Origin of the sequence: Bacteroides ihuae (assembly GCF_900104585.1) — a bacterium.
Taxonomy (GTDB): domain Bacteria; phylum Bacteroidota; class Bacteroidia; order Bacteroidales; family Bacteroidaceae; genus Bacteroides; species Bacteroides ihuae.
Genome location: NZ_FNVX01000005.1, coordinates 173,615 through 186,698, shown reverse-complemented (window position 1 = coordinate 186,698; position 13,084 = coordinate 173,615). Strand labels below are relative to the sequence as shown.

The window sequence follows — 13,084 nt, the reverse complement described above, 5'->3', positions numbered from 1 at the left end:
GATAAGAAACCTAAATAAATTAAAGAGTTTTTTTCACCTACAAAAATAGGTGATATATCCTTTTATTAACTTAGTTAACCTTATATTTGCAGATATATTTTGAAAACAGAAATCATGAAATATATCGATTTACACAATTATCTGAAACAAGTCGTTAATTACGAGGACAAAGAGATTGTAATTGATGACAAAGTAGTGGTGCAGAACTTCAATTTTGAGTCGGCCTATAGATTCCTATTACCCGGAGGTGCGGGAAATCAAGACCCTTACGAATATTGCACAGCAACTGACCCCGACTATGAGCCGGACATTATTCAGGAAATGCTCAATAAAAGTGATGCGGAAATTATGGAGAACATAAAATTCCGCTATCATATCTTCCGACCAACGGGAAAAGAGAAGGTTAAGGAAATCATTCTGCTATTTCACGGCTTTAATGAGAAGTACTGGGCAAAATATCTCACATGGGCAAAAAAACTGGTGGACGAAACAGGAAAAGCGGTTATTCTCTTCCCTATTGCTTTCCACATGAACAGAGCTCCAATCAGTTGGAGTGAAAGCCGCCAGATGTTTCATATCAGTCAGCAACGCAAAGAAAGACATCCAGATGTGCTTTGCTCAACGCTATCAAACGTGGCTATCAGCACACGCTTACACAACAAGCCTCAGCGATTTATATGGTCAGGATTACAAACATACTATGATGTAATCGATTTGGTCGAAAATATCAAAGCAGATCTACACCCAGCAATAGATAAGGATGCCAGCATTGATTTCTTCTCCTACTCCATCGGCAGTTTCTTAGCGGAAATACTGGTAATGACAAACAAAAACGGGTATTTCTCAAAATCCAAACTTGGTATGTTCTGTGGCGGAGCTGTGTTCAATAGGTTATCTCCTGTATCTAAATTCATACTCGACAGCGAAGCAAACGTAAGTTTGTACTCTTACGTAGTAGAGCATCTGGAGAGTCACATGCGAAGAGACGAATTATTGCGTCACTATTTGGGAGATGCACATCCGGAAGGAGTGAACTTCCGGAGCATGTTGAACTATAAATCTCTAACAGAAAAGAGAGAAAGCATCTTCCGTTCGATGAGCGACAGAATAATGGCCGTAACATTGGCCAAAGATACGGTCGTACCTGCTTATGAAGTGATCAATACACTTCAAGGTGTGAGACGAGACATTTCCATTAAAGTCGATATCCTGGATTTCCCGTACACATACAAGCATGAGGACCCATTTCCTGCCCTCTCATCCATTGCTGACAGCGTAGACGAGCAGTTCAACCTGACGTTTGATAAGATTTGTAGCTTCCTAAAGTAATAGTCTGTATTTTCAGATAAACTGACGCCTTTTTTACGTATTTTTGCGCGGTTTTTATTTAAGGTATAGTATAAGGATGAAGCAACAACACAAAGTGCCCTTTGGGATGATGGGCATATTTATGGCCATCGGGATAGTTTATGGAGATATAGGAACATCTCCTTTGTATGTAATGAAGGCCATAGTGAATGGGCTTCCTGCTGGTTTACAAACAAATCCAGATTACATCATCGGAGCTATCTCATGTATCATCTGGACGTTGACACTGCAAACAACCATCAAATACGTCATCGTAACTCTTCGTGCCGATAACCGGGGTGAAGGAGGTATTCTGTCTCTGTTTGCTTTAATCCGAAAGAAATATCGCTGGGCCTACGTCATTGCCATTATCGGTGCCTCCACATTACTAGCCGACGGCATCATTACTCCTGCAATTACAGTCGTTTCGGCCATAGAAGGACTAAACATACTGATTCCTTCCATTCCCGTAATTCCTATCGCAATAGCGATTATATTGGCTATCTTTCTGATTCAACCTCTGGGTACTGCACGACTGGGAAAACCATTTGGAAGAATCATGTTCCTCTGGTTCACCATGATTGGCATCTTAGGCGTATTCGCTCTCTTTCATTATCCGATGGTAATCAAAGCATTCAACCCGATGTATGCCGTTAAAGTACTAATAGACGTGCCCGATGCATTTCTCATATTGGGTGCTGTGTTTCTTTGTACCACAGGTGCAGAAGCACTTTATTCCGATCTTGGTCACTGCGGGTTACACAACATTCGTGTATCATGGGTATATGTAAAATCAACTCTCATTTTAAATTATCTGGGACAAGGTGCATGGATACTAACTCATCACTCACAGGTAACAACTGATGTTAATCCGTTCTTTGCCATCATGCCCAATTGGTTCTCATTCATTGGTGTCGCAATGGCAACATTAGCTGCGATCATTGCCAGTCAAGCATTAATCAGTGGTTCCTTCACTATTATCAGCGAAGCTATATCATTAGATTTATGGCCAAACATCAAAATTAAATATCCGACCAATATTAAGGGACAAATGTTTATCCCTCAGGTAAACTATGCTTTAATGGTATTGTGTACTCTGATAATTCTCGCATTTGGTTCATCTTCAAACATGGAAGCGGCTTACGGACTCTCTATCACCATCACCATGTTGATGACTACCTTACTGCTATTCATCTATTTCCAATACAAGAATGTTCCACTATGGGTGAGCATTCCGTTAACGATGTTTTTCATTACAGTAGAAGGTAGCTTCTTTATTGCTAACCTGTTTAAGTTCGCTCATGGAGGTTGGGCAACTATTTTGATCGCCGGTTGCATTTTTGGTATTATGTTTGTGTGGTACAATGGCAGGCGCATCAAGAATCATTGCTCCACCTACGAACCGATAGCGCCTACCATTGAGTGTCTACAGAAAATCAGCATGGATGAAACAATTCCTAAGTTTGCCACTCATCTGGTATACGTAACCCGTGCCAAGTATCCAACGGATATGGAAAGTAAGATTTCATATTCATTGGTAAACAAGCAGCCCAAACGGGCAGACACCTATTGGTTTGTTTACCTACACCGCAGTGACGAGCCTTACCAATTTAAATATACGGTAAAAACCTTTGTTCCCGGAAAAATGTTCAGGCTTGATATCCATTCAGGATTTAAACAAGGAGCACACATGGATAAGTTCGTTCACCATATCTGTAAGGAGATGGAAGAAAAAGGGGAAGTTGACTTATTAAGTCGCTATCCATCTTTAAGGGAAAGGAATATTGAAGGAGATTTCAGGTTTGTAGTTGTGGAGCGAATCGCTCGTAATCTGGATTTACCTCCTATAAAGAAAACACTCTTGCTACTTTATTATTTGATCAAGAAGTGCTCTACTTCCGATACTCAGATTTTGGATCTGGATCCGTCAGTTGTAACGAAGGAGTACGTTCCATTAAAATCAGTACAGCAATCGGCTTGCAAATAATAAAATCACCACAGATAATTAAATAAAAAGAGGTAACTTTTCCCATAGGACGTTACCTCTTTTTATTTAAAAACCAAATGAAAAAATTTCTTTTTAACTGTCGCTGCTAATTATTTTGTCTTAGCAGTTTTTTTAGCAGCTGTACTTGTAGCAGGAGCAACTACTTTTTCGCATTTTTTTGATTTCGGAGCTTTAACAGCTTCTTTCTTTGCTACGGTCTGTTCTTTTTTAACATCAGCTTTCTTAGAAGGAGTCTGAGCATAAACAACATTACCTGCACACATCATAGCTACAATAGCGGCTGCGAAAATAATCTTTTTCATAATCGTAATTTTTTTTTAGTAAAACGTCCAATTTGTATTTTGTCTTTCGACATCACAAAGATAGCATCGCCTTGACCGACATTGTAGTTAGAGAATACTTATAAAAACATTAGAATTTCATTAGAAACAAACAGATAAGCAAGCCTCACTACTCTTCATGAACTTAGCATTGCATTGAAGAATTCACGAAGATAAGAGAGAGAGAGATTACGTAGAATACGCAGAGATAAATTACAATCAATCCAGGAAATAAAATTAGTGAATAAGCGGCAGGTCAACAATAAATGATGTAGAACCCTGAGAGGAATGCAAACAGATGTTTCCCTGATGCAAGTCTATAATCTTCTGTACCAGATAAAGTCCAATGCCATTACCATCCGCCACACTTTTGTTACTACCTCTATAGAAAGGATCGAAGATCGCTTTTTGCTCTTCCAATGGAATATCAGTTCCATTATTTACCACACTCACCAAACATAAATTCTCTTCATAAGACAAATGAATTTCACAAGCTCTATCAATAGAATACTTACAAGCATTCTCTACAAGATTGGTCAATGCCACTTCGAGCAAATAACTATTACCATCTACAGTAATGAGACTTTCGTCATCGGGCTCTTTGTCGAACAATAAGTGAACGGAGCACTTAGAGTCAGCTCTTTGTACTTTACCACAAACCTCCAACACCAATTCATCAAGACGAACAGGATGCATCGCTATTCCCGAAATGTCATAGCTGGCTTTTGCCAAGTCGAGGAGACTATTTGAAAGTTTCGCCAATCGATTAGCATCTTTCAGAGCTTGCCTTATCACTCTTTGATACTCTTCTTCATCGCATTGACGCTGCACAGACAATTCCAATTCAGTGATGATCGCCGCAAGCGGAGTACGCAATTCGTGCGACATGTTGTACACCAAGCGCTTTTGTTCGGTGAAAGCTTCTTCGAGCTGCGTCAGCATCTTGTTGAATGTGATGGCAAGCGAAGCCAGTTCGTCTTTGCGATTGCCTTCATCGAGACGCAAAGCTAGATTGGATGGATTATTTTTCTCTACCTCCTCTATCATACGGCTAACAGGACGAAAGGCCTGACGGGCAAAGAGTCTCACGGTAATTATAATGAAGATCATGGCGATGAGATATGCCGTCAAAAGTATCCAGCGCAAGTTGGTTAAACGAGTGAAACCATGCACATCATAACCTGTAGCAAACACCACGTACTCCCCTTTTAATCCTTCTATGAGAAAACCGTAAGTCTGCCTGTTATCCTCATCCCAAGTTTTGCAAATCCCTTTTTTCTTTACCTCATTTATCAATAGTTGATGCTTATTACTCTCTATCACATCTTGCTTATCGCGATAAATCAATTTGCCTTGCTTATCATAGATCGTAACAAGTGGCTCGTATTCGCCGGGCGTACTTTCATAAATAAGGCGCAGTATGTCCGGTGAAATCGTTTCACCATCAATGAGATCAGCCTTGAGTGCAGCCCGTATATGCAATCTTTCAAAATAATCGTCTTGACTCTTACGACTGTAGTATTGATAAACTGCAACAATAAAAATCAGCAGAATAATGCCAAATATACACGAGTAAATGAATGAAAGCTTAGTCTGTATTTTCATTGTTATCTTTGAGAATAAATCCCATACCAGACTTGGTATGGATAAGTTTTCGAGGGAAATCTTTATCAATCTTATGACGCAAATAGCTGATGTATACTTCAATAAAATTGGTACCTGTATCAAAACGGGTATCCCAAACCTTCTCGGCAATCTCACTTTTAGAGAGCACACGACCAGCATTGTTCAACATAAAAGCCAGCAAATTAAACTCTTTAGGAGTCAAGTTAATCTCGCGATTACTTCGTTTTACCACCTTAGTCTTTAGATTCATTTCAAGATCAGCTATCCTAAGTACATCATTGCTGCGTATAGCACTACTCCTCTTAAGCAATACCCGTATGCGGACTAGCAGCTCGCGCATTTCGAAAGGCTTTACCATGTAATCATCTGCACCGGCATCAAAGCCTTCAACCTTTTCATTGGTGGTGCCCAAAGCAGTAAGCATGATTATAGGCATGCTCTCATCTTTCTCTTTTATCCTTTTACATAAATCGAGCCCATTGATGCCAGGCAACAAAATATCGGTGATCACCAAATCCGGACGGCAAAGCACAAATTGAGTAAATCCCTCTATACCGTCATAAACTAACGTCACCCCATAACCATTCTCTTTCAGCCCTTGGCTTATCAGCTCGGCCATTCGGCTATCATCTTCCACAACAAGAATTTCCATATACAATATATAAAATGCAACATGCAAAAATAATTATAAAATAAGGATATGGATCAAAAAGCGATTATTTTATTTTAATAATAAGATAAAGGGTGTATTAATAAATTTCCCCTATTCCAAGTCGTCTTTCAATAAAGAAAAACAAGGAATAAGGGAAATCTATTTGCCTTTACAAATGCGCAAACAAAATTAGTTCATCTTATAAGATGAGAAAGCTTCTCTGTTTATCAGTAAATTACATAGAAGCCTTTACCTGAGTGAGCAATTTAGCAATCTCTGTTCTTTCAGGAGAAAGAGCAACCGCTTGTTCAAGATAATCGGAAGCCTTCTTAAAGTCAGCAGTGGCAGCTTCTTTTTCTGCTTTGTATTTATCAGGATTCGAGTTAGCAATAGGAGCTGCTTTTTTAAGCGTTAGTGCCCCATTGTTGAAAAACAACACACCTAAACTATATAGACCGTTAGTCTTCCATTTTTTGCTGGTAACCTCAGTCATATGTGTATAGTCCTCTGCCGCTTTCTCTATGCTACCTGCCTTTTGGAAAGCCTGTCCTTCTTTCAGATAGTAGATAGAATATAACTTTTCAATCGTTTCATTTCCAGGTATTTTCTTCATTCCTTCAGATAAAGTTGCGATATAATCTGCATTTTTATTCTGATTGTTTAAAGCAATAGCTTTGCCCACATAAGCAGAAGATACATTATAATTCTTTTGGATAGCAACATCAAACATTTTAGCAGCTTCAGCATACTTTTTTGATTTGTCGGCACATACGCCACAATTGAAAGCTGTTACCGAGTCCTGATAATTAGTCTGTTTCAGATATTGGCTATACTTGGTAAGAGCTACAGGATAGTTTTTAGCTTGCAAGGCCTTGTCTCCATCAGCTTTAAGCTGTTGGGGAGTTGTCGTTTGTGCAAAAAGGCAAGTTACAGTAAGACATAATGACAATAATACACTAAGTTTCTTCATGACAATATAAAATTTTAAATAGTTATTTCACTAAAATAAGAAAAACAAGTGCTAAGATGAATATTCCTTTTGTTCTTTTATAATCTTATAACCAACATGAACATTAAAAGACAAGCCTAAAAGTAGCAATAAGTAGATTTAAAGGCTATTAAAGTGACTATATGTTTGCCAACACTTTCCGCCCCCAAAACGTCTGCATCAATCCCCTCAAAGAAAGATAAACGATAAAAGCCGCCCAAAGGGCATGATTACCCCAATAGCTATAAAGCAAATAATATACGGCAAAGAAACCAGCAGAAGCTACTAACATAGAGAATAACATATACCTTGTGGCAGTGGCACCAATAAAGAGTCCATCCCATAGGAAAGCAGCAAAAGCAGTCAGCGGGATGGCCAACGCCCAATACAGGTAGTCAGCGGAAGTAGCGATGACGGCTTCATCATTGGTGAGCAGTCTTAAAAATCCACTACCGCCAACCGCATAAAGAAGGGTAAAGAAAAAAGCCAAAAGCCCTCCCCAAAGGAACAGACGATTAACCAGACGATACAACGAGCGTTTGTCGTGAGCACCCACATAGCGACCACCAAGTGCCTCACCGGCATAAGCGAAACCATCCATGATGTAAGAGAACAAAGTAAAAAGTTGCATCAGCAGAGTATTTACCGCAAGTAGCACATTGCCTTCTTTCGCTCCCGAAGAGGTGAAGAACACTGTCACCACCACCAAGCAAAGGGTACGAATAAAAATATCACTATTGACAGAAAAGAAACGAAGCATGGCACGCAACTTTAAGCTCTCCGTAAAGTGTTGCCAAAAACCCAATCGGGCATAATAACGTTTCCAGAGCAAAACAGCCATAAGTACTCCGGCATATTGAGCAATCAGTGTGCCCCATGCTACTCCGGCTATTTTAAAGTCAAAGACAAAAACAAGACAGAGACTAACCAGAATATTAACGATGTTCTGAACAATGGAGATGTACATCGGGAAGCGTGAGTTCTGCATGCCAATGAACCAACCCATAAAAGCATAAAGGATCAAGACCGCAGGTGCGCCCCAAATGCAAATGCGAAAATAGGTAATGGCAAACGCTTCTACCTCCTCACTGGCACCGATAAAATGAAAAGCCAACAATTGTAGCGGATATTGCAAAAGGACAAACAGAAGTCCAATGCCTGTTCCTGTAGTGAGTGAGCGTAGTAATAAACGCACCACCTCATCCAAACGCCGTTTGCCATAAGCTTGTGAAGTCATCCCACTGGTTCCCATCCGCAAGAACCCCAGACTCCAATAAAGTACATTGAAAAGCATACCTCCTACTGCCACCGCACCGATATAAGCTGCGGAACCAAGATGACCGACAATGGCCACATCAATCAATCCAAGCAAAGGAACCGTGATATTAGAAATGATAGAAGGAATGGCTATCTGAAGTATTTTCTTGTTCATCCAAATCAATTTAAAACAAAATTAATGATAAATAATAAGAATCCAAACAGTTGTACTACTATCACAGGTATTCTTCCGTTTCTTCCGAGCAAATATGATCTGGAAGCAGTAAAGTGAATGCAAGAAGTTCTGTAACAGTAATCTGAACAAAAATTAAACAAACTTTAAGACAAAACATCTTTGAGTTACTTATTTATGTAATAAATTTGACCAAACATTTAAATCTAACATAATGAATAAACTAATTCTCCCTATTTTATTGCTCCTCTCTGTAGTGTGCGCACAAGCGAAAGAACGTACAGTGACAAAGCCACCTTTTTTAGTGCGAAACACAAATGCTCTTGAAATTGATAAGATTGAGCTTACAGACACTACAGCTATTTTCTCTTTTGAAGCCTTTTCCAGACCCACTAACTGGCTGCAAATTAGCCCGGATTCTTATCTAATGGCTGACGGAAAGAAATATTCTATCCTATCGTCGGAGGGAATAAAACTTGGAGAAAAGTTCTATACGCTTGCTTCGGGAAAAACATCTTTCAAGCTTACCTTTCCTGCATTGCCCTCTTCGGTGGCGTCAGTAGACTTTATTGAAAGTGATTGTGATGATTGCTTTAAGATATGGGGTATACAGCTTAAAGGAACTCAGCTGCCAAAACTGATACTACCTGCAGGTACCAAAGTTGCTTCTCCCGATAAAGAATTACCAATTCCTGAAATAAAAACAGGTAAAGCAATATTCAAAGGATGTTTGCTTGAAATGCCACAAGGTATGATGAAAGAAATCACACTCCATTCCGCCGATCTATTTACCGATGAGAGTGTCGTGAACAAAGTGCCAGTCAATGATGATGGCAGTTTCAACTTTGATACAGAAATCTTCAAGCCTACTACTTTTCAAATGTATGTAGGCCGTAATTCATTCAAAATCATCCTTGCACCTGGAGAGAACCTATCAACAGTCATTAACCTACGTGAAATGTCCAGAGAAAGAGGGCGGTATATGAAAGAGTATCCTTCGCAAGGAGAAAAAATTTATTTCAGCGGCTACCTGGCCGGACTAAACACTGAGCTAAATAAAATTCCCATCAAAACTAGTGTAACTGGAGATTACAAAAGAATCTTTAAAGATATTGTCAACATGAGTCTGGAGCAGTGCAATAGCTACTACATGGCTAAATATGATTCCATTATGCAAATGATCGATAATAGCAGGGCAAGCGAAGTATATAAAAAGTTACTTCGTATTGATGCCACATCATCAGGCATAGTATCCTTATACATGGCGCAAGCCAATCATAATAGAGCTTATGTTACAATAAACAACTTTGATGAAAAACAGATAGATGAATACGACAAAACCCATAATGACTTCATACTAGTTAAAAAAGAAATATTACTTTCCGTTCGTAAGCTGCCATTACTAAACACAACCGATATATTATATGCTCAGCAGCTACCTCATACTTTAGGTATCATTAGTATATTTATGCAAAAAAACAATTCTTCCATACAAGAAGCTTTAGGGACTAACGAAGGAATACTCGTCAACTTAATCGCTTTTCAGCAAGCGGGTCTTAAACTGAAAGATTTTACTCCATTGAGTGAAGAAGAATTGAACAAATTGAGATCGTACAATCTTCCGGCGTGGCAAGAGATAATAGAAAAGAAAAACAATGATCTTATCGCTTTTGTAGAGGCAAACAAGAAGAAAACAGGATATACACTAAATGAAACAGGAGAGGTAAATAACGAAGATCTGTTTTATTCATTAACCGCTAAATACAAAGGGAAAGCTGTTCTTGTAGACTTCTGGGCAACTTGGTGCGGACCTTGTAAAATGGCTATGCAAGAGATGAAACCAATGAAAGAGCAGTTGGCCGGAAAAGAGATTGTATACTTGTTTATTGCAGGAGAAAACTCTCCAAAGATGACTTGGGAAAATATGATACCAGATATTCATGGAGAACATGTAAGGCTAACTAACGATCAATGGAGTTATCTTACCAAAGAGTTCAAAATAGGTGGTGTTCCTTCTTACTTCTTACTCGACAAAGAAGGAAAAATCACATGGAAGTCTACCGGATTTCCGGGAGTTGATATCGTAAAAGGAGAGATACTGAAAGTACTCAAGTAGCTTTATATACTATGAATGTATTCTGAAAAGTAATCAGCACAATTGTATACTAGTAAGAGATTCAATGTATTCCCTAAATGGAATACATTGAATCTCTTCTCATTCAGATGCACTTCCACGCCATATAGATATTACACTTCAGAATCTTATTTTTAGCGTTGTTTTTACTTGCTCTTCGAGGTAATTAAAAGATAAACCTGTATATTTGCATCTCTTTTACAAATGAAGATTAGAGTATTAATAAATCAAAGATATGATAGCTAAGATTAAACAACTTCTCGAAGAAGTTGAAACTCTGAAAGTTGCCAACGCCGAAGAATTGGAAGCTCTCCGCATTAAGTACTTAAGTAAGAAAGGTGCCATCAACGACTTAATGGCCGACTTTCGTAACGTAGCAGCCGAACAGAAAAAAGAGGTAGGCATGAGACTTAACGAGTTGAAAACAAAGGCTCAAGAAAGAATCACAGCATTGAAAGAACAGTTTGAATCGCAAGATAACGGATGTTCGGAAATGGACCTTACTCGTTCGGCTTATCCCGTAAAGCTTGGTACCCGCCATCCGCTATCTATCGTAAGAAATGAAATTATCGACATCTTTGGTCGCCTGGGATTCAGCATAGCCGAAGGTCCTGAAATTGAAGATGACTGGCATGTGTTCTCGGCACTTAACTTTGCCGAAGATCATCCCGCTCGCGATATGCAAGATACCTTCTTCATTGAATCTCATCCGGATATTCTATTACGCACACATACATCATCTGTACAAACTCGTGTAATGGAGGTTTCAGAGCCCCCCATCCGCATCATTTGTCCCGGACGTGTGTATCGCAACGAGGCTATCAGTTATCGTGCGCACTGCTTCTTTCATCAGGTAGAGGCATTGTATGTGGATAAGAATGTTTCGTTCACTGATCTGAAGCAAGTATTATTGCTTTTTGCCAAAGAGATGTTTGGTGCCGACACAAAGATCCGTCTGCGCCCGTCTTACTTCCCCTTTACAGAGCCTAGTGCCGAAATGGACATCAGCTGCAACATCTGTGGCGGTAAAGGTTGTCCTTTCTGCAAGCACACCGGTTGGGTAGAGATTTTGGGTTGCGGCATGGTAGATCCAAACGTACTCGAATCGAATGGCATTGACAGTAAAGTATACAGTGGATATGCTTTGGGAATGGGTATAGAACGCATCACGAACTTGAAATATCAGGTGAAAGACCTGCGCATGTTCTCTGAAAACGATACGCGCTTCCTCAAAGAGTTTGAAGCGGCAAACTAGAGCAAAGAACAAAAAGCAACATAAGGGTGTGTCAAAAGTTCAACTGCGAAGAAACTTTTGACACACTTTCTTTAAACTACATCTTATTAATTCAATGGTTAAAGACAAGCTAGTTACTTTAAACTATTGTCGTATTTTGGCAGCAAATTTTCTTTTATATTTTGCTTTCTACCTGATACTTCCTATACTTCCATTTTATATCTCAGATGTATTCCACGCCAACAACGCTGAAATCGGATTGATACTTTCTTGCTATACCATAGCAGCCCTCTGCATCCGCCCTTTCTCTGGATACCTATTAGATACGCTGGCACGTAAACCGCTCTATCTCATTGCCTATTTCATTTTTGTCACCATCTTTACGGGATATATATTGGCTGGCATACTAAGTCTATTTGTGATGCTGCGCATCGTTCACGGATTAGCCTTTGGCATGGTGACAGTTGCCGGAAACACTCTTGTGATAGATATCACTCCCTCCTCACGCCGTGGTGAAGCTCTTGGATATTATGGAATGATGAATAATATGGCCATGAGTATTGGTCCAATGACAGGGTTGTTTTTACATGACTTATTCCCGTTTCAAGTTATTTTTATCAGTTCCATCGCTTCGGGTACATTAGGTTTTATCATGGCAATGTGGCTGAGAGTTCCCGCTAAAGAACCGATAGCGCGCGAGCCAATCTCTTTCGACCGATTTATACTACTCAAAGGCGTACCGGCAGGGGTTTCTCTACTTCTTCTTTCAGTGCCTTACGGCATGACACAAACTTATGTAGCCATGTATGCCGAGAAGATAGGCATTACACTCAGCTCAGGATTATTCTTCACATTCATGGCAATTGGCATGGCTGTCTCTCGCATATTCTCAGGTAAGCAGGTCGATAAAGGGAGAATTCCCCAAGTAATATCATTGGGGTTGTATTTGGTTTGCGTTTGCTTTTTCGCGCTAGCTGCCTGCGGCAACTTGATGCTGTGGAACAAAGAATTCACAACCGTCATCTTCTTCATCATCGCTCTATTACTAGGCATCGGCTTCGGAACCATGTTTCCGGCATTCAACTCGCTGTTTGTCAATCTAGCACCCAACAGTAAAAGAGGTACGACCACGTCAACCTATCTCACTTCATGGGATGTAGGTATCGGTATCGGCATTATGATGGGTGGTTACCTTGCTCAGATCAGTTCATGGGATGTGGTTTATTTTTCAGGAGCCTGTTTCGCGATTGTTTCCATTCTCTTTTTCCGTCTGAAGGTAGCACCACACTTTGAGCGAAACAAACTGAGATAAATACTTGTTTTGA

Annotated in this window: 10 protein-coding genes; 5 read left to right on the top strand and 5 right to left on the bottom strand. The window is 39.7% G+C overall.

The window, feature by feature from the left end; all coding sequences use genetic code 11:
* Window positions 1-114: 114 nt before the first annotated feature.
* Both BQ5338_RS06445 and BQ5338_RS06440 read left to right on the top strand, forming a co-directional pair.
* Window positions 115-1,329: a DUF6051 family protein gene (locus BQ5338_RS06445; RefSeq protein ID WP_071146029.1), complete on the top strand. Its 1,215-nt coding sequence runs from the start codon at window positions 115-117 to the stop codon at window positions 1,327-1,329.
* A gap of 76 nt (window positions 1,330-1,405) precedes the next feature.
* Window positions 1,406-3,334, top strand: coding sequence for a KUP/HAK/KT family potassium transporter (locus BQ5338_RS06440; protein WP_071146028.1), 1,929 nt, complete (start codon window positions 1,406-1,408; stop codon window positions 3,332-3,334).
* Window positions 3,335-3,444: 110 nt separating this feature from the next.
* Here the strand turns inward: BQ5338_RS06440 and BQ5338_RS06435 are convergent, their stop codons facing one another.
* The 5 genes from BQ5338_RS06435 to BQ5338_RS06415 all read right to left on the bottom strand — a co-directional run bounded on the left by BQ5338_RS06435 (window position 3,445) and on the right by BQ5338_RS06415 (window position 8,373).
* On the bottom strand, window positions 3,445-3,657 hold the full coding sequence (locus BQ5338_RS06435) for a hypothetical protein (protein ID WP_071146027.1): 213 nt from the start codon (window positions 3,655-3,657) through the stop codon (window positions 3,445-3,447).
* A gap of 255 nt (window positions 3,658-3,912) precedes the next feature.
* Window positions 3,913-5,280, bottom strand: a complete 1,368-nt coding sequence (locus BQ5338_RS06430; RefSeq protein WP_071146026.1) for a sensor histidine kinase — start codon at window positions 5,278-5,280, stop codon at window positions 3,913-3,915.
* The gene (locus BQ5338_RS06425) at window positions 5,264-5,953 is read right to left on the bottom strand and encodes a response regulator transcription factor (RefSeq protein ID WP_071146025.1); all 690 of its coding nucleotides are present in this window, start codon (window positions 5,951-5,953) and stop codon (window positions 5,264-5,266) included. The genes BQ5338_RS06430 and BQ5338_RS06425 overlap by 17 nt, the downstream gene beginning before the upstream one ends.
* A gap of 235 nt (window positions 5,954-6,188) precedes the next feature.
* Window positions 6,189-6,923 (bottom strand): hypothetical protein, encoded by a 735-nt coding sequence (locus BQ5338_RS06420; RefSeq protein WP_071146024.1) that lies wholly within the window; start codon window positions 6,921-6,923, stop codon window positions 6,189-6,191.
* Between the two features lie 157 nt (window positions 6,924-7,080).
* Window positions 7,081-8,373 carry an MATE family efflux transporter gene (locus tag BQ5338_RS06415; RefSeq protein WP_071146023.1) on the bottom strand — a complete coding sequence of 431 codons (1,293 nt, stop codon included), beginning with the start codon at window positions 8,371-8,373 and terminating at the stop codon, window positions 7,081-7,083.
* Between the two features lie 232 nt (window positions 8,374-8,605).
* On the opposite strand from BQ5338_RS06415, the gene BQ5338_RS06410 reads away from it, so the two are divergent.
* The 3 genes from BQ5338_RS06410 to BQ5338_RS06400 all read left to right on the top strand — a co-directional run bounded on the left by BQ5338_RS06410 (window position 8,606) and on the right by BQ5338_RS06400 (window position 13,071).
* Entirely contained in the window at window positions 8,606-10,507 is a 1,902-nt protein-coding gene (locus BQ5338_RS06410; RefSeq protein ID WP_071146022.1) for a TlpA family protein disulfide reductase, read from the top strand.
* Window positions 10,508-10,760: 253 nt separating this feature from the next.
* Window positions 10,761-11,780 (top strand): phenylalanine--tRNA ligase subunit alpha, encoded by a 1,020-nt coding sequence (pheS, locus tag BQ5338_RS06405; RefSeq protein ID WP_071146021.1) that lies wholly within the window; start codon window positions 10,761-10,763, stop codon window positions 11,778-11,780.
* A gap of 94 nt (window positions 11,781-11,874) precedes the next feature.
* The gene (locus BQ5338_RS06400) at window positions 11,875-13,071 is read left to right on the top strand and encodes an MFS transporter (protein WP_071146020.1); all 1,197 of its coding nucleotides are present in this window, start codon (window positions 11,875-11,877) and stop codon (window positions 13,069-13,071) included.
* Window positions 13,072-13,084: the final 13 nt, after the last annotated feature.

Coding starts and splice junctions, on each gene's coding strand:
- BQ5338_RS06440 (WP_071146028.1), top strand. CDS start 1,406: ATGAAGCAACAACACAAAGTGCCCTTTGGGATGATGGGCATATTTATG.
- BQ5338_RS06445 (WP_071146029.1), top strand. CDS start 115: ATGAAATATATCGATTTACACAATTATCTGAAACAAGTCGTTAATTAC.
- BQ5338_RS06425 (WP_071146025.1), bottom strand. CDS start 5,953: ATGGAAATTCTTGTTGTGGAAGATGATAGCCGAATGGCCGAGCTGATA.
- BQ5338_RS06435 (WP_071146027.1), bottom strand. CDS start 3,657: ATGAAAAAGATTATTTTCGCAGCCGCTATTGTAGCTATGATGTGTGCA.
- BQ5338_RS06415 (WP_071146023.1), bottom strand. CDS start 8,373: ATGAACAAGAAAATACTTCAGATAGCCATTCCTTCTATCATTTCTAAT.
- BQ5338_RS06420 (WP_071146024.1), bottom strand. CDS start 6,923: ATGAAGAAACTTAGTGTATTATTGTCATTATGTCTTACTGTAACTTGC.
- BQ5338_RS06410 (WP_071146022.1), top strand. CDS start 8,606: ATGAATAAACTAATTCTCCCTATTTTATTGCTCCTCTCTGTAGTGTGC.
- pheS (WP_071146021.1), top strand. CDS start 10,761: ATGATAGCTAAGATTAAACAACTTCTCGAAGAAGTTGAAACTCTGAAA.
- BQ5338_RS06430 (WP_071146026.1), bottom strand. CDS start 5,280: ATGAAAATACAGACTAAGCTTTCATTCATTTACTCGTGTATATTTGGC.
- BQ5338_RS06400 (WP_071146020.1), top strand. CDS start 11,875: ATGGTTAAAGACAAGCTAGTTACTTTAAACTATTGTCGTATTTTGGCA.